This is a genomic window from Caballeronia sp. INML2 (assembly GCF_023631365.1).
Taxonomy (GTDB): Bacteria; Pseudomonadota; Gammaproteobacteria; order Burkholderiales; family Burkholderiaceae; genus Caballeronia; species Caballeronia turbans.
Genome location: NZ_JALQDH010000016.1, coordinates 46,903 through 63,820 on the forward strand (window position 1 = coordinate 46,903; position 16,918 = coordinate 63,820).

Annotated in this window: 16 protein-coding genes; 15 read left to right on the plus strand and 1 reads right to left on the minus strand. The window is 63.5% G+C overall.

The annotated features are described in order from the left end of the window. Positions 1–21: 21 nt before the first annotated feature. From frr to NCT32_RS06085, 13 genes are all read left to right on the plus strand, one after another. Entirely contained in the window at positions 22–582 is a 561-nt protein-coding gene (frr, locus tag NCT32_RS06025) for a ribosome recycling factor (protein WP_061117567.1), read from the plus strand. An 83-nt stretch (positions 583–665) separates the two neighbouring features. Continuing rightward, on the plus strand, positions 666–1,448 hold the full coding sequence (gene uppS, locus NCT32_RS06030) for a polyprenyl diphosphate synthase (protein ID WP_061117566.1): 783 nt from the start codon (positions 666–668) through the stop codon (positions 1,446–1,448). Beyond that, positions 1,442–2,254 (plus strand): phosphatidate cytidylyltransferase, encoded by an 813-nt coding sequence (locus tag NCT32_RS06035; protein ID WP_061117565.1) that lies wholly within the window; start codon positions 1,442–1,444, stop codon positions 2,252–2,254. The genes uppS and NCT32_RS06035 overlap by 7 nt, the downstream gene beginning before the upstream one ends. A gap of 18 nt (positions 2,255–2,272) precedes the next feature. Continuing rightward, positions 2,273–3,490, plus strand: a complete 1,218-nt coding sequence (locus NCT32_RS06040; protein ID WP_061117564.1) for a 1-deoxy-D-xylulose-5-phosphate reductoisomerase — start codon at positions 2,273–2,275, stop codon at positions 3,488–3,490. A 7-nt stretch (positions 3,491–3,497) separates the two neighbouring features. Beyond that, positions 3,498–4,880 (plus strand): RIP metalloprotease RseP, encoded by a 1,383-nt coding sequence (gene rseP / locus NCT32_RS06045; protein ID WP_061117563.1) that lies wholly within the window; start codon positions 3,498–3,500, stop codon positions 4,878–4,880. 77 nt (positions 4,881–4,957) lie between these two features. Next, on the plus strand, positions 4,958–7,270 hold the full coding sequence (gene bamA, locus NCT32_RS06050; protein WP_061117634.1) for an outer membrane protein assembly factor BamA: 2,313 nt from the start codon (positions 4,958–4,960) through the stop codon (positions 7,268–7,270). A 105-nt stretch (positions 7,271–7,375) separates the two neighbouring features. Further along, positions 7,376–7,882 carry an OmpH family outer membrane protein gene (locus NCT32_RS06055; protein ID WP_250490007.1) on the plus strand — a complete coding sequence of 169 codons (507 nt, stop codon included), beginning with the start codon at positions 7,376–7,378 and terminating at the stop codon, positions 7,880–7,882. Positions 7,883–7,910: 28 nt separating this feature from the next. Continuing rightward, positions 7,911–9,002 carry a UDP-3-O-(3-hydroxymyristoyl)glucosamine N-acyltransferase gene (lpxD, locus tag NCT32_RS06060; RefSeq protein WP_061117561.1) on the plus strand — a complete coding sequence of 364 codons (1,092 nt, stop codon included), beginning with the start codon at positions 7,911–7,913 and terminating at the stop codon, positions 9,000–9,002. Positions 9,003–9,125: 123 nt separating this feature from the next. Next, positions 9,126–9,584, plus strand: coding sequence for a 3-hydroxyacyl-ACP dehydratase FabZ (gene fabZ, locus NCT32_RS06065; protein WP_061117560.1), 459 nt, complete (start codon positions 9,126–9,128; stop codon positions 9,582–9,584). Between the two features lie 64 nt (positions 9,585–9,648). Further along, positions 9,649–10,437 carry an acyl-ACP--UDP-N-acetylglucosamine O-acyltransferase gene (gene lpxA, locus NCT32_RS06070; protein ID WP_061117633.1) on the plus strand — a complete coding sequence of 263 codons (789 nt, stop codon included), beginning with the start codon at positions 9,649–9,651 and terminating at the stop codon, positions 10,435–10,437. An 11-nt stretch (positions 10,438–10,448) separates the two neighbouring features. Beyond that, positions 10,449–11,615 (plus strand): lipid-A-disaccharide synthase, encoded by a 1,167-nt coding sequence (gene lpxB, locus NCT32_RS06075; protein ID WP_061117559.1) that lies wholly within the window; start codon positions 10,449–10,451, stop codon positions 11,613–11,615. Further along, a complete protein-coding gene (gene rnhB, locus NCT32_RS06080) occupies positions 11,615–12,316 on the plus strand; it encodes a ribonuclease HII (RefSeq protein ID WP_061117558.1) in 702 nt (233 codons plus the stop codon). The genes lpxB and rnhB overlap by 1 nt, the downstream gene beginning before the upstream one ends. A gap of 17 nt (positions 12,317–12,333) precedes the next feature. Next, entirely contained in the window at positions 12,334–13,110 is a 777-nt protein-coding gene (locus NCT32_RS06085; protein ID WP_061117557.1) for an RNA methyltransferase, read from the plus strand. 9 nt (positions 13,111–13,119) lie between these two features. On the opposite strand, the gene NCT32_RS06090 is transcribed toward NCT32_RS06085, so the two are convergent. Then, entirely contained in the window at positions 13,120–13,938 is an 819-nt protein-coding gene (locus tag NCT32_RS06090) for a pyruvate, water dikinase regulatory protein (protein ID WP_061117556.1), read from the minus strand. Between the two features lie 122 nt (positions 13,939–14,060). On the opposite strand from NCT32_RS06090, the gene NCT32_RS06095 reads away from it, so the two are divergent. Further along, complete coding sequence (locus NCT32_RS06095; RefSeq protein WP_143756311.1) at positions 14,061–14,366, plus strand: hypothetical protein; 306 nt, start codon at positions 14,061–14,063, stop codon at positions 14,364–14,366. A 60-nt stretch (positions 14,367–14,426) separates the two neighbouring features. Beyond that, entirely contained in the window at positions 14,427–16,844 is a 2,418-nt protein-coding gene (gene ppsA, locus NCT32_RS06100) for a phosphoenolpyruvate synthase (protein WP_250490003.1), read from the plus strand. Positions 16,845–16,918 lie beyond the last annotated feature (74 nt).

The window sequence follows — 16,918 nt, forward strand, 5'->3', positions numbered from 1 at the left end:
ACCCAGGTTTGGAGGTTCAAAATGAGTGTGGCTGACATCAAGAAGAGCGTCGACCAGAAGATGCAGCGGTCGATCGAAGCGTTCAAGGCCGATCTCGCCAAGATTCGCACGGGCCGCGCCCACACGGGGCTGCTCGACCACATCCAGGTCGATTACTACGGCTCGAATGTGCCCATCTCCCAGGTCGCAAACATGACGCTCGTCGATGCGCGCACGATCGGCGTGCAGCCGTGGGAAAAGAAGATGGTCCCGGTCGTCGAGAAAGCGATCCGCGAATCGGATCTCGGTCTGAACCCGGCCACGCAAGGCGACCTGATCCGCGTGCCGATGCCCGCGCTCACCGAAGAGCGCCGTCGGGAACTGACGAAGGTCGTGAAGAGCGAAGGCGAGACCGCGAAGGTCGCTGTGCGCAACCTGCGTCGCGACGCGAACGATCAACTGAAGAAATCCGTGAAGGACAAGGAGATTTCGGAAGACGACGAGCGCCGTGCAAGCGAAGAAGTGCAGAAGCTCACCGACAAGTTCGTCGCCGAGATCGACAAGCTCGTGCAAACCAAAGAATCCGAAATCATGACGGTGTGAGACCGTAGGAACGGTCCTGCCGGCCCCGGGGGTTATACATTCGGGCTGGCTTTCACTCTTTCAGATTCCCAGATTCAGCGGCCATGACCTATACCAGCTCCACCGTAACCGTGCCCGATGTCGCGGCTGTCCCGCGCCACGTCGCGATCATCATGGACGGCAATGGCCGATGGGCGACCGAGCGCCGCCTGCCGCGCGTCGCCGGTCATACGCGCGGCGTCGATGCGGTTCGCGCGACCGTCGAGAGCTGCGCGCGGCGCGGCGTCGAGTTCGTCACGCTCTTCGCGTTCAGCTCCGAGAACTGGCGCCGTCCGACCGACGAGGTGTCCTTCCTGATGCGCCTGTTCGTGACCGCGCTCGAGCGCGAGATCGGCAAGCTGCACGCGAACGGTATCCGCCTGCGCGTCGTAGGCGACATCAGCATGTTCGACGATCGCATCCGCGCGCTGATTCAACGCGCCGAGACCAAGACGGCGCGCAACACGCGTCTCACGCTGACCATCGCCGCTAACTACGGCGGGCGCTGGGACATCATGCAGGCGACAAAGAAGCTCATCGCCGAGTCCCTGGAAGCAGGCGCGCCCGCGCGCGTGGACGACGAGTCGTTCGGCGAGCATCTCGCGATGGCCTATGCGCCAGAGCCTGATCTCTTCATCCGCACGGGCGGCGAGCAGCGCATCAGCAATTTCCTGCTGTGGCAACTCGCGTACACCGAGTTTTATTTCACCGACATCTACTGGCCCGACTTCGACGCCGACGCGCTCGATCGCGCGATCGCTTCGTACGGCGACCGCGAGCGCCGCTTCGGGCGTACGAGCGCGCAACTCGCTTCGCAATCGCAGAAGGCCGACACCCTTTCATGCTAAGAACCCGTGTCATCACGGCAATCGTCCTGCTCGCGGTACTTGTGCCGATCACGCTGTTCGCGCCGGTCGGCGCGTTCGGGGCGCTCATCGGTTTGGTCGTGGTGTTCGCGGCCTGGGAATGGGGGCGTCTGCTCAAGCTGAATGGGGCAGGGCCCGTCGCCTACGCGCTCGTTGCCGGACTCGCGCTTCTTTTCAGCACGTTTCTCGGCATCAGGTCCGCGCCGTTGTACCAGATGGCCGCGATTTTCTGGGTGCTCGCCGGTCCCTATGCATTGCTGCGCAAGCCGGCGCTGGCCGCCCACGCGTGGCGCGCATTCCTGCTTTTCGCAGGGATCGTCGTGTTTCTGGCGTGCTGGCATGCCGTCGTCGATGCGCGCACGCGAGGCGTGGCATTCGTGCTATCGCTTCTTCTAGTAGTCTGGCTGGCTGACATAGGCGCATACTTCGCCGGAAAAGCGCTCGGCCGCCACAAACTCGCCCCGTCGATCAGCCCGGGCAAGACTTGGGAGGGCGCCGTCGGCGGGTGGCTCGCCGTCATCGCCATCGGCGCGCTCGCCGCGTCCACCGGCTTTTATGCGCCTACCGTGTTTACCGCCTTCGTCGAGCATCTCGGCTGGGATCGCTCGTTCGTCGCGCTTTCCGTGCTGGTCGCGTTCAGCGTGGTCGGCGACCTGTTCGAGTCGCTGCTCAAGCGCCAGGCCGGCGTCAAGGACTCGAGCGGCCTCTTGCCCGGTCACGGCGGCGTCCTCGACCGCATCGACGCATTGTTGCCCGTATTGCCGATCGCATTGCTCATGCTTGGCTAATCGGCTAGAGAAGAATTTATGCAAAAACGTCTCACATTGCTCGGCTCCACGGGCTCGATCGGCGACAGCACGCTCGACGTCGTGGCACGGCACCCGGACCGCTTCTCGGTCTATGCGCTCACCGCTCACCGCAACGGCGACAAACTCGTCGCGCAATGCCTGAAATTTCAGCCCGAAGTGGCGGTCGTCGGCGACGCCGAAACGGCCGAGCGCGTGGCGGCGGCGTTGCGCGCGCAGGGCTGCAAGACCGAAGTCACGTACGGGGCGCAAGCGCTCGCCGAGGTGGCACGCGCGGCGCAGTGCGATACGGTCGTCGCGGCCATCGTGGGTGCGGCGGGTCTCGCGCCCACGCTCGCCGCTGCGCGGGCCGGCAAACGCATCCTGCTCGCGAACAAGGAAGCGCTCGTGATGTCCGGCCAGATTTTCATGGACGCGGTGCGCGACAACGGTGCGATCCTGCTGCCGGTCGACAGCGAGCACAACGCCGTGTTCCAGTGCCTGCCGCCGTGCGCGGACAAGGAAGCGAAGCTGCATGGCGGCGTCTCCAAGATTATCCTGACGGCGTCCGGCGGCCCGTTCCGCACGCGCGAGCCGGCAACGCTCGCGAACGTCACGCCCGAGGAAGCCGTCAAGCATCCGAACTGGGCGATGGGTCGCAAGATCTCCGTCGATTCCGCGACGATGATGAACAAGGGCCTCGAAGTGATCGAGGCGCACTGGCTCTTCAATCTGCCGGGTTCGCGCATCGAGGTGCTGATCCATCCGCAGAGCGTGATTCATTCGATGGTTTCCTACGCCGACGGCTCGGTCCTCGCGCAACTCGGCAACCCCGACATGCGCACGCCGATCGCGCACGCACTGGCGTATCCTGACCGTGTGGACTCGGGCGTCGCGCCGCTGGATCTCGCGCAGATTGCGACCCTCACGTTCGAGAAGCCCGATTTCGCACGATTCCCGTGCCTCGCGCTTGCCATCCAGGCGCTCGAAGCGGGCGGCATCGCGAGCGCAGCGCTGAATGCGGCGAACGAAATCGCCGTGGAAGCGTTCCTGGAGCGCCGCATCGGCTTCATGGCGATCGGCGGCGTGGTCGAGCGCGTGCTGAACGCGCTGCCGAATACGAGCGCCGCGACGCTGGCGGACGTTCTCGCCGCGGATGCGGACGCCCGCCGTCTCGCCTACCGTTTCGTCGCAGAGCTCACCGCGAGCGCGCCGGGCGCCGAACCCATCGCCCATTGAGGCCGTCATGAACTTTCTGACCGAAATCGTCGCCTTCGTCGTTGCGATAGGCGTACTCGTCGTCGTCCACGAATTCGGTCACTACAGTGTCGCGCGACTGTGCGGCGTGAAAGTGCTGCGGTTCTCGGTCGGCTTCGGCAAGCCGCTCGTGCGGTGGGTCAGCAAGAAGACGGGCGTCGAATGGACGATCGCCGCGCTGCCGCTCGGCGGCTACGTGAAAATGCTCGACGAGCGCGAGATCGATCCCGCTAGCGGCACGACGATTCCCGCCGAGGACTTGCCGCGCGCCTTCAACCGCCAGAGCGTCGCCAAGCGGATCGCGATCGTCGCGGCGGGGCCCGTCGCCAACTTCCTGCTCGCGATCGCGCTCTTTTCCGCAGTGTTCGCGGGCGGCGTGACCGAGCCCGCGGCGATCGTGTCGCAGCCCGCGCCCGGCACGGCAGCGGCGCGCGCGGGTTTCGAAGGCGGTGAAACGGTCCTCTCGATGCGCGACGCGCAAGGCGGCGAGACGCATCCGATCCGCTCCTGGTCCGATTTGCGCTGGAAGGTGCTCGACGCATCGTTCGATCATCGGCGGATCGTGCTGACGGCAAAGACCCACGAGGGCACGTTCGACTTCCCGGTGAGCGTCGCCGGCATTACCGACGAAGAAGCCGATCAGGATTTCATGGACAAGCTCGGCTTCGCCCCGGGCGGCGGCACGCTGACCGTCGCGGGCGTTGAGGCGGGCAGCGCGGCGCAGAAGAGCGGGCTGAAGGCGGGCGACATGCTGCGTGCGATCGATGGCCGCAGCGTCGACAACGCGACGAGCTTCATCGATTACGTGAAAGCGCACGGCGCAAAGCCCGTCACGCTCGTCATCGAGCGCAACGGCAAGCGCGAATCCGTGCAGATCGTGCCGGACCTGAAGCGCGACGGGTCGACGGGCAAGGAAATCGGCCGCATCGGCGCCGCGCTCGCGAATCAGCTTCCGACCGTGGACGTGCGCTATGGGCCAATAGAGAGTCTGCGCCTCGGCGTGAACCGCACGTGGGACATCAGCATCTATTCGCTGCGCATGTTCGGGCGGATGGTCATCGGCGAGGCTTCGCTCAAAAATCTCTCGGGGCCGGTCACCATTGCCGACTACGCGGGCAAGAGCGCAAGGCTCGGCGTGGCGGCCTTCGTCTCGTTTCTCGCCCTCGTCAGCATCAGCCTCGGAGTGTTGAACTTGTTACCGATTCCGGTATTGGACGGTGGGCATCTGTTATATTATTTGGTTGAAGCTGTTACCGGCAAGGCCGTATCCGATCGCTGGCAGCTGGTTCTGCAAAGGGCGGGCCTGGTCTGCATCGTCGCGCTGTCGATGATCGCACTGTTCAACGACCTCGCTCGTCTGATTCGTTTTTGATCCACTTTGACAATTTCTGGCGGCGCCTTTCGAGCGACCGCCGGAACGAATGCAGCTTTAAATACTGGGGAAGCACGTTGTTCAAACCTCATCGCTTTGTTCCTAAGACGGCTGTGGCCGCGGCACTCGCCGCAACGGGTATGGCGGCACACGCCACCACGCCGTTCGTCGTGCAGGATATTCGGATCGACGGTCTCCAACGCATCGAGCCGGGCTCCGTATTCGCTTATCTGCCGATTAAGCAAGGCGACACGTTCACCGACGACAAGGCCTCCGAAGCGATTCGCGCACTCTATGCGACGGGTTTCTTCAACGACGTTCAGATCGCCACCGAAGGCAATGTGGTGATCGTGCAGGTGCAGGAGCGCCCGGCCATCTCGGCCATCGATTTCGCAGGGCTGCACGAGTTCGACAAGGACAACCTCACGAAGGCGCTGCGTTCGGTCGGTCTGTCGCAAGGCCGCTCGTACGACAAGGCGCTCGTCGACAAGGCGGAGCAGGAGCTCAAGCGTCAGTATCTGACGCGCGGTTACTACGCGGCGGAAGTCACAACGACGGTGACGCCGGTCGACCGCAATCGGGTCGCCATTCTGTTTTCCGTCGCGGAGGGCCCGAGCGCCAAGATTCGCCAGATCAACTTCGTCGGCAACAAGGCGGTGAGTTCGAGCACGCTGCTCGGAGAAATGCAGCTCTCCACGCCGAACTGGTTTTCGTGGTACACGAAGAGCGATCTCTACGCGAAGGAAAAACTCACGGGCGACCTCGAGAACGTGCGCTCGTACTACCTGAACCGCGGCTACCTCGAGTTCAGCATCGACTCCACGCAGGTGTCGATCTCGCCGGACAAGAAGGACATGTATCTGACGATCGCCGTGCATGAAGGCGAGCCGTACAAGATCAGCAGCATCAAGCTCTCGGGCAATCTGCTCGACCGCGAAGCCGAGCTCAACAAGCTCATCAAGATCAAGCCGGGCGAGCGCTTCTCCGCCGAGAAGCTGCAGGCGACGACCAAGGCGATCGTCGACAAGCTTGGCGAATACGGCTACGCGTTCGCGCAGGTCAACGCACAGCCGCAGATCGATCAGTCCAACCACACCGTGGCGCTCACGCTGCAAGTGGACCCGAGCCGCCGCGTCTATGTGCGGCGCGTGAACATCGTCGGCAATACGCGCACGCGCGACGAAGTCGTGCGCCGTGAAATGCGCCAGCTCGAAAGCTCGTGGTTCGATTCGAGCCGCCTCGCGTTGTCGAAGGACCGGGTCAACCGTCTCGGCTACTTCACCGACGTGGACGTCACCACCACGCCCGTGGAAGGCACGAACGACCAGGTCGACGTCGACGTGAAGGTCGCGGAAAAGCCGACCGGCGCGATCACGCTGGGCGCGGGCTTCTCGTCGACGGACAAGGTGGTGCTGTCGGCGGGCGTGTCGCAGGACAACGTGTTCGGCTCGGGCACGAGTCTCGCGGTCAACGTGAACACCGCGAAGACGTACCGCACGCTGACGGTGACGCAGGTCGATCCGTACTTCACGATCGACGGCATCAAGCGGATCACCGACGCGTACTACCGCACGTATCAGCCGCTGTACTACTCGACCGATTCGAGCTTCAAGATCGTGACGATGGGCGCGGACACCAAGTTCGGCATCCCGTTCTCCGAGCAGGACACCGTGTTCTTCGGCGTGGGCGCCGAGCAGAACACGATGGACGTGGACTCGAACACGCCGCAGTCGTACATCAACTACGTGAACGAGTTCGGCCGCGTGGTGAACAACTATCCGCTGACAGTGGGCTGGTCGCGCGATAATCGCGACAGCGCGCTCGTTCCGAGCCGCGGCTACTACATCCAGTCGAACGCGGAATACGGCACGCCGCTCGGCAATACGACCTACGCGAAATTCGACGCGCAGTTCCAGTATTACTACTCGTTCGCGCGCGGCTTCGTGCTCGGCTTCAACCTGCAGGGCGGTTACGGCAAGGGCCTGCAAGGTCAGACGTACCCGATCTTCAAGAACTACTATGCGGGTGGTATCGGCTCGGTGCGCGGCTACTCGCCGAGCTCGCTGGGTCCGCGCGACGCGAAGACGAACGATCCGATCGGCGGCTCGCGCATGGCGGTCGGCAACATCGAGCTGACTTTCCCGCTTCCGGGCACGGGCTACGACCGCACCCTGCGCGTCTTCACCTTCCTCGATGCCGGTAACGTCTGGGGCGATCCGAACCAGGGCGGCACGAGCGGCGGCGCGAACGGCTTGCGCTACGGCTACGGCGTGGGTTTGGCGTGGATCTCGCCGATCGGCCCGCTCAAGCTGAGCCTCGGCTTCCCGCTGCAGAAGCACGATGGCGACCAGTATCAGAAGTTCCAGTTCCAGATCGGTACGGCCTTCTAAAGGCGCCCGGACGGACACGAACTTCATCCATTCAGACGTAACGTGAGGAACACTTTGGGAACCGGTAAGCATTCGAAACATAGGGCGCTGGCGCTTGCGTTGTCGATGGTTCTCGGCCTGGGTACGGCGATGTCCGCCAGTGCTCAGGAAGCGCGCATCGCTGCGGTCAATTCGGACCGCATCCTGCGCGAATCTACTGCGGCGAAAGCCGCTCAGTCGAAGCTCGAGCAGGAATTCTCCAAGCGCGACAAGGCGCTGCAGGACATGGCGCAGCGCCTGAAGGCGATGTCGGACAACATCGATAAGAACGGTTCATCGATGTCGCCGACCGACCGCGCGGCGCGCCAGCGTGACCTCGCGCAACTCGACGCGGACTTCCAGCGCAAGCAGCGCGAGTTCCGCGAGGACCTGAACCAGCGCCGCAACGAGGAGCTCTCGGCAGTGCTGGACCGGGCCAACAAGGTGATCAAGCAGATTGCCGAGCAGCAGCATTACGACCTGATCGTGCAGGAGGCGGTGTACGTGAGCCCGCGCATCGACATCACCGATCAGGTGCTGAAGGCGCTGGCCGCGGGTGCGACCGGCACGGGCTCGCTCACGAGCCCGAACTGACGAGGACTGAGACGAGATGGCATCAGGCATGGCGATCACGCTCGACGAACTGGTGAAGCGCTTCGGCGGCGAGGTGGTCGGCGACGGCGCGCACGCTGTCGGGAGTCTCGCGCCCCTCGACAAGGCTGGCTCCGCGCAACTCGCGTTTCTCGCGAATCAGAAGTATCTGGCGCAAGTCGAAACGACGCGCGCCGGCGCAGTGTTGATTTCTCCGGGCGATCTCGAGAAGGTGACGAATCGCGCGGGCAGTAATTTCATCGTCACGCCGAACCCCTACGCTTATTTCGCGCGCGTCGCCCAGGCGTTCATCGACCTGGCGACGCCCAAGGCGAGGCCAGGCGTGCATCCCAGCGCTTACGTCGATCCGGACGCGAAGGTCGCGGCGAGCGCCGTGATCGGGCCGCACGTGACGGTGGAGGCGGGCGCGGTCGTCGGCGAGCGCGCGAAGCTGGATGCGGGTGTGGTCGTCGGCCGCGGCGTGAAGCTCGGCGACGACGTGCATCTGTATCCCAACGTGACCGTCTATCACGGCTGCAAGCTCGGCGCGCGCGTGATCGTGCACGCGGGCGCCGTGATCGGCGCGGACGGCTTCGGCTTCGCGCCGGATTTCGTCTGCGAGGGCGATGCGCGCACCGGCAGTTGGGTCAAGATTCCGCAGGTCGGCGCGGTGGATATCGCCGACGACGTCGAAATCGGTGCGAACACGACGATCGATCGCGGCGCGATGGCAGATACCGTCATCGAGGAATGCGTGAAGATCGACAACCTCGTGCAGATCGGTCACAACTGCCGCATCGGCGCGTATACCGTGATCGCCGGGTGCGCGGGCATCGCGGGCAGCACGAACATCGGCAAGCATTGCATGATCGGCGGCGCGGTCGGTATTGCGGGCCATGTGACGCTCGCGGACTACGTGATCGTCACGGCGCAATCGGGCGTCTCGAAGTCGCTTCTGAAGCCCGGCATGTACACCAGCGCGTTTCCGGCAGTGCCGCACGGCGACTGGAACAAGAACGCGGCGATCATGCGCAATCTGGACAAGATGCGTGAGCGCATCAAGGCGCTGGAGTCAGCGCTCGCCGATGCGGGCAAGCGTGACGATACGAGCGGCGGCGCATAAGCAAGAACCTCGAGCAGAGCGGCTCTTTCACGCCGCCGAAGCAAGAAGGCAATTCCGGGCGGGCGTCCGATACGCCCCGCCACCCAAATTTCCGCGCCCGACGCGCGCGTGAGCAGAACGACCATGAGCACAGAAAAAATCAATCTCGACATCCACAAGATCCTCACGCTGCTGCCGCACCGCTACCCGATTCTGCTCGTGGACCGCGTGCTCGAACTCGAGCCGCACAAGAGCATCAAAGCGTTGAAGAACGTGACGATCAACGAACCGTACTTCCAGGGCCACTTCCCGACGCGCCCGGTGATGCCGGGCGTGCTGATCCTCGAAGCGCTCGCGCAGACCGCGGCGCTCCTGACGTTCGCGGAAGAGCCGCACGATCCGACCAATACGCTCTATTACTTCGTCGGCATCGACGGTGCGCGCTTCAAGCGCGTGGTGGAGCCGGGCGACCAGTTGATCCTCAACGTCCACTTCGAGCGGTACATGCGAGGCATCTGGAAGTTCAAGGCGCGCGCCGAGGTCGATGGCGCGACCGCCGCCGAGGCCGAGCTCATGTGTACCGTCAAGACCACGGACGCCTGAGCGCATTTGCGTTCATCCCGCGTTCATCGTAACAAGCAGCACGAACAGCATAGGCGAAATGCGCATGAGCAAGATTCACCCAACCGCGATCATCGAGCCGGGCGCCCAGCTCGACGAGTCCGTCGAAATCGGACCGTACGCGATCGTCGGTTCGCACGTCGTGATCGGCGCGGGCACGACCGTCGGCTCGCACAGCGTAATCGAAGGCCATACGACGATCGGCCGCGACAACAGCATCGGCCACTACGCGTCGATCGGCGGCCGTCCGCAGGACATGAAGTACAAGGGCGAGCCGACGCGCCTCGAAATCGGCGACCGCAACACCATCCGCGAATTCACGACGCTGCACACGGGCACGGTGCAGGATCAGGGGCTGACGTCCATCGGCAGCGATTGCTGGATCATGGCGTACGTGCACGTCGGCCACGACTGCCGGCTCGGCAACAACGTCATCATGTCGAGCAATGCGCAACTGGCCGGGCACGTGTTCGTCGGCGATCACGCGATCATCGGCGGCATGTCGGGCGTGCATCAATTTGTGCGCATCGGCGCGCATTCGATGCTCGGCGGCGCCTCCGCGCTCGTGCAGGACGTGCCGCCCTTCGTCATCGCGGCCGGCAACAAGGCGGAGCCGCATGGCATCAACGTCGAAGGCCTGCGCCGCCGGGGCTTCACGCCCGAGGCGATCTCCGCGCTGCGCTCGGCGTATCGCATCGTCTACAAAAGCGGTCTGTCGCTCGAAGAGGCGAAGGCGCAGTTGAAGGAACTGAGCACGGCCGGCGGCGAGGGCGACGAGCCGGTCACGGCATTTTCCGATTTCATCGCGGCGTCGCAGCGCGGCATCATCCGCTAGCACGCTGCCCGATGACCCTGATCACCAACCCGCCACGCATCGCGATGGTCGCGGGCGAGCCGTCCGGCGACCTGCTCGCGGCCTCGCTGCTCAAGGGCCTCGCGCAAACCCTGCCGGAAGGCACGCGTTACAGCGGCATCGGCGGCCCCCGCATGACAGCCGAGGGCTTCGAAGCGCATTGGCCGATGGACAAGCTGACGGTACGCGGCTATGTCGAAGCGCTGAAGCATATCCCCGAGATTCTCGGTATCCGCAACGAGATCAAGCGCCAGTTGCTTGCGGAGCCGCCGTCGATGTTCATCGGCGTGGACGCGCCAGATTTCAACTTCGGCCTCGAACAGCCGCTGCGCGAAGCCGGCATTCCGACCGTGCATTTCGTCTGCCCGTCGATCTGGGCCTGGCGCGGCGGCCGCATCAAGAAGATCGCGAAAGCGGTCGATCACATGCTGTGCGTGTTTCCGTTCGAGACTGCGTTGCTGGCGAAGGCGGGCGTGGCGGCGAGCTACGTCGGTCATCCGCTCGCAGACGAAATTCCGCTCGAGCCGGACGTCATGGGCGCGCGCCGCGAACTCGGTATCGCGGAAGGCGGCCCTGTGATCGCCGTGCTGCCGGGCAGCCGACGCTCCGAAATTTCGCTGATCGGTCCGACCTTCTTCGACGCGATGGAACTGATGCAGCTTCGCGAACCGGGCGTGCGCTTTCTGATGCCCGCCGCGAATCCGGCGTTGCGCGCGCTGCTGCAGCCGCTCGTGGACGCGCATCCGCATCTGTCACTGACGATCACCGACGGCCGCGCCCAAACCGCGATGACCGCCGCCGACGCGATTCTCGTGAAGAGCGGCACGGTGACGCTGGAAGCGGCGCTGCTCAAGAAGCCGATGGTCATCTCGTACAAGGTGCCCTGGCTGACTGGTCAGATCATGAAGCGGCAGGGTTATCTGCCGTATGTCGGTTTGCCGAACATTCTGGCGGGCCGCTTCGTCGTGCCGGAAATTCTCCAGCACTTCGCGACCCCCGAAGCGCTCGCCGACGCGACGCTGAAACAGTTGAATGACGACGCCAACCGCCGTACCCTGACAGAAATCTTCACCGACATGCACATCGCGCTGCGCCAGAACACGGCGCAGAAGGCGGCCGAGGCGGTTGCGCGAGTGCTCGAAACGCGGAGCCCGCGATAATGGCGGCGAAACGATCGGCTCAGGCCGGACTCGATTTCAGTTCACCTTTCGACATCGTTTGCGGCGTCGATGAGGCGGGGCGCGGTCCGCTGGCCGGCCCGGTCGTGGCCGCGGCCGTGATTTTCGATCCCGCCAGGCCGCGCATCAACGGTCTCGACGATTCCAAGGCGCTGACCGCCAAAAGACGCGAGGAGCTCTACGAGAAGATCGTCGATCGCGCGCTCGCGTATTGCGTCGCGTCGGCGAGCGTCGAGGAAATCGACACGATCAACATCCTGCATGCGAGCATGCTCGCGATGAAGCGCGCGGTGGAAGGACTGTCGGTCGCGCCGACGCTCGTCAAGGTCGATGGCAACCGCTGCCCGGTTCTGTCGATTCGCGCCGAAGCCGTGATTGGCGGCGACGCGCTCATCAAGCAGATTTCGGCGGCATCGATTCTCGCGAAGGTCACGCGCGATCGCATGCTGGTCGAGCTTCACGAAACCTATCCGGTCTACGGCTTCGATGCGCATTCCGGCTACGGCACGCCGCAGCATCTCAGGGCGCTGCGCGAGCACGGCCCGTGCGAGCATCATCGGCGTTCGTTCGCGCCGGTGCGCGAGGCGCATCTCCTGTTCGGCTCCGTCCTGCCCGAGATCGCGCCTGAAGTGCTTCAGGCCGCCTCGACGCTCGAAGACGATCCGGACGCGCGTGCCTTCTGAGCGGCACTAATCCAAACGTGAAATCCATCACTTCGCGGGACAATCCGCTCTATAAGCGTATCAAGGCGCTGGCCGGCTCGACCGCGCAGCAGCGTCGCAGCGGGCATGCCCTGCTCGAAGGGCTGCATCTGGCGTCGGCTTATCTCGATGCAGCGGGACAGCCCGAAACGTGCGTAGTCACCGAAGGCGCGCTCACGCACGAGGAAGCCCGCGAAATCGTCGCGCGTATCGAGGAGAAGCGTGTCGTCGTGTTGCCGGACGCGCTTTTCGGACAGCTTTCGAGCGTCGTGCACGGCGTGGGAATGTTGCTGCAGGTCGAGAAGATCGATGCCGCGTTGCCCGCGCGCGTCGCCGAAACGTGCGTGATCCTCGACGGCATTCAGGACGCCGGCAATGTCGGCTCGATTCTGCGCAGCGCGGCGGCTGCGGGCATCACGCGCGTGTTCTGCGCGCCGGGCACCGCATATGCATGGTCATCGAAAGTACTGCGCTCGGGAATGGGTGCGCACTTCCTGCTGGATATTTTCGAGGACGTGGAGCCTGCGGATCTGATCGCGCGGCTCGATGCGCCCGTGACCATCACCGATTCGCACGGCGCCGTTCCGCTCTACGATTGCGATCTGTCGGGGGCGCTTGCGTGGGTGTTCGGCAACGAAGGCGCGGGCGTGTCGCAGATCTGGCGCGATGCCGTGACGCATCGCGTGACCATTCCGCAGCCGGGCGGCATGGAGTCGCTCAACGTGGCGGCCGCGGCGGCGATCTGTCTTTTCGAGCAGTGCCGCCAGCAGCGCTGAGCAGGAGATTCAGTAATACGACGGCCGTTCCGGCTTGATTTCCTGCAGGATCGTCGTGGCGATTTCCTCGATCGACTTGTGCGTCGACGAAAGCCACTTGATGCCTTCGCGCTTCATCATCATTTCCGCTTCGTTGATCTCGTAGCGGCAGTTCTCCAGCGCCGCGTACTTGCTGCCCGGGCGGCGCTCGTTGCGAATTTCCGCGAGCCGCTGTGGGTCGATCGACAGACCGAACATCTTCGACCGATGTTCGAGCAAAGGCGTAGGCAGCTTGCCGCGCTCGAAATCTTCCGGGATCAGCGGATAGTTCGCGGCCTTCACGCCGTACTGCATCGCCAGATAGAGGCTCGTCGGCGTTTTGCCGCTGCGCGACACGCCGACCAGAATGACATCGGCGTCGGCGAGGTTGCGATTGGACTGGCCGTCGTCGTGCGCGAGCGAGAAGTTGATTGCCTCGATGCGGTTCTTGTATTCCTCGGTGTCGGCGTTCTGGTGGACGCGGCCCATCGCGTGCGTCGACTTCATTTCCAGTTCGTGCTCGAGGGGCTCGATGAAGGTCTGGAACATGTCGAGAACGAGCGCGTTGCAGCGCTTGACCACTTCGTTCGACGCACTGTCGACGAGCGTGGTGAAGACGATCGGCCGGCGGCCATCGAGTTCCACGACCTCGTTGATCTTCTCGACCGTCGCGTGCGCCTTGTCGATCGAATCGACGAAAGGCACGCGCACGAGCCGGAATTTTTGATCGAACTGGGCGAGGATCGAATGCGCGAACGTTTCGGCAGTGATCCCGGTCCCGTCGGAAACGATGAATACGGAAGGCGGCATCGGCAAAGGACCAAATGGGAACGAGTTGGGGCGGGCGCGCTCAAACGGTAACACGCGAAACAAACCGCGGGAACGCCCGGCACGGCGGACGAAAGCGCCTGTGTTACATTGGTTGCCCAGCGATGAGCGCCGGCGAACCCAACGGCGTAAAAGTCTTCGATTCTGCCGTGGAATTGCCGTCTCTGCCGAAACAAATTGAGAATCGGCACGGTAGAATAGCGGCAACCTGTTCGATAAGCAATTGCGGAGAAATTGATTCGGATTTTCGTCAAATCGCGGTCGGTTCGTCGGTTTTGGCAGCAAAAACCCACGGTTTCGAGCAGATTTCAGACGTCCCGCTTCTTTTTGCAACGCGCGCCGGCTCCCGTGACGCGCTCCCCGATGGTTTATCAAACAGGTTGTACGAGATGCGTCCGCGCTTCCAATGAGCGCCGCCGCATATGAGCCCACTCGTGCGATCGTGAATTCCATCCACCTTAGGGGCTTGTATGACTAACGCAGTCAATGTTGCGAAAGATGTCGCAAAGGATCAGGCGTATGTAGTTCCATTCGAGCAGTTGCGAATGACCGACGTGGAAATCGTCGGGGGCAAGAATGCGTCGCTCGGCGAAATGATCAGCCAGCTTTCCGAAGCCGGCGTTCGCGTGCCGACGGGCTTTGCCACAACTGCGCTCGCGTTCCGCGACTTTCTCCAGCACAACGACCTGACCGACCGCATCGCCAAGCGTCTCGAGACGCTCGATGTCGACGACGTGAAAGCGCTCGCCGAAGCGGGCAAGGAAATCCGCCAGTGGATCGTGGACGCGCCGATGCAGCCGCGTCTCGAAGACGAAATCCGCCGTGGATTCGAGGTGCTCCAGAACAGCTCGCCCGAAGAGCTTCCATTCGCCGTGCGCTCGTCCGCGACCGCCGAGGACTTGCCGGACGCATCGTTCGCGGGCCAGCAGGAAAGCTATTTGAACGTGGTCGGCATCGAGGACGTCCTCGATCGCATGAAGCACGTGTTCGCGTCGCTCTACAACGACCGCGCCATTTCCTATCGCGTCCACAAGGGCTTCACGCACGCCGAAGTTGCGTTGTCGGCGGGCGTGCAGCGCATGGTCCGCTCGGACGTCGGCGCGGCGGGCGTGATGTTCACCATCGACACCGAATCGGGCTTCAAGGAAACCGTGTTCATCACGTCGAGCTACGGCCTCGGTGAGACGGTCGTGCAGGGCGCGGTGAATCCGGACGAGTTCCACGTCTTCAAGACCACGCTCGAGCAGGGCAAGTATCCGATCATCCGCCGCTCGATCGGCTCGAAGCTCATCAAGATGGAATTCACGAAGCCGGGTGAGCCGGGCCGGGTGAAGACCGTCGACGTGCCGCACGAGCAGCGCAACCGCTTCTCGATCACCGACGAAGACGTGATCGAACTCGCGAAGTACGCGGTCATCATCGAGAAGCACTATCAGCGTCCGATGGACATCGAGTGGGGCAAGGACGGCCGCGACGGCAAGATCTTCATCCTCCAGGCGCGCCCGGAAACGGTCAAGAGCCAGGCGTCCGGCAAGGCCGAGATGCGCTTCAAGCTCAAGGGTCAGTCGAACGTGCTGGCGACTGGCCGCGCGATCGGCCAAAAGATCGGCGCGGGTCCCGTGCGCGTGATTCACGATCCGTCGGAAATGGAACGCGTTCAGCCGGGTGACGTGCTCGTCGCCGACATGACCGACCCGAACTGGGAGCCGGTGATGAAGCGCGCATCGGCCATCGTGACGAATCGCGGCGGCCGTACGTGCCACGCGGCGATCATCGCGCGTGAACTGGGCGTACCGGCCGTGGTCGGTTGCGGCGACGCCACGGACGTGCTGAAGGACGGCGCGCTCGTCACGGTATCGTGTGCGGAAGGTGACGAAGGCAAGATCTACGACGGCCTGCTCGAAACCGAAGTGACCGAAGTGCAGCGCGGCGAACTGCCGAAGATTCCGGTCAAGATCATGATGAACGTCGGCAATCCGCAGCTTGCGTTCGACTTCGCGCAGTTGCCCAATGCGGGCGTTGGTCTGGCGCGGCTCGAATTCATCATCAACAACAACATCGGCGTGCATCCGAAGGCGATTCTCGAGTACCCGAACGTCGATGCCGATCTCAAGAAGGCGGTCGAGAGCGTCGCGCGCGGTCACGCGTCGCCCCGTGCGTTTTACGTCGACAAGCTGACCGAAGGCATCGCCACGATCGCGGCGGCGTTCTATCCGAAGCCCGTCATCGTGCGTCTGTCGGACTTCAAGTCGAACGAGTACAAGAAGCTGATCGGCGGCTCGCGCTATGAGCCGGACGAAGAGAATCCGATGCTCGGTTTCCGCGGCGCTTCGCGCTATATCGCGGAAGACTTCGCCGAGGCGTTCCACATGGAATGCATCGCGCTGAAGAAGGTGCGCGAGGAAATGGGTCTCGACAACGTGCAGATCATGGTGCCGTTCGTGCGCACGGTGAAGCAGGCGGATCGCGTCGTCGAACTGCTGAAGAAGTTCGGTCTCGAACGCGGCAAGAACGATCTGAAGCTCGTGATGATGTGCGAAGTGCCGTCCAACGCGATTCTCGCCGAGCAGTTCCTGGAACGCTTCGACGGCTTCTCGATCGGCTCGAACGATCTGACGCAGTTGACACTCGGCCTCGACCGCGACTCCGGCATGGAGCTGCTCGCGGCGGACTTCGACGAGCGCGACGAAGCGGTGCTGTTCATGCTCAAGCGCGCGATCGAAACGTGTCTGCGGATGAACAAGTACGTCGGCATTTGCGGCCAGGGCCCGTCCGATCATCCGGACCTCGCGGAGTGGCTCGCGAAGCAGGGCATCGAGTCGATGTCGCTGAATCCGGACACGATCATCGAGACATGGCAGCAACTGGCTAAGACCTTGTCAAAATAAGTCAGAAGTGCCTTTCCGGATGCTTTCGGAAAGGCGCGAGCGTGCTATAAAAAACACCCCGGACTTCTCCGGGG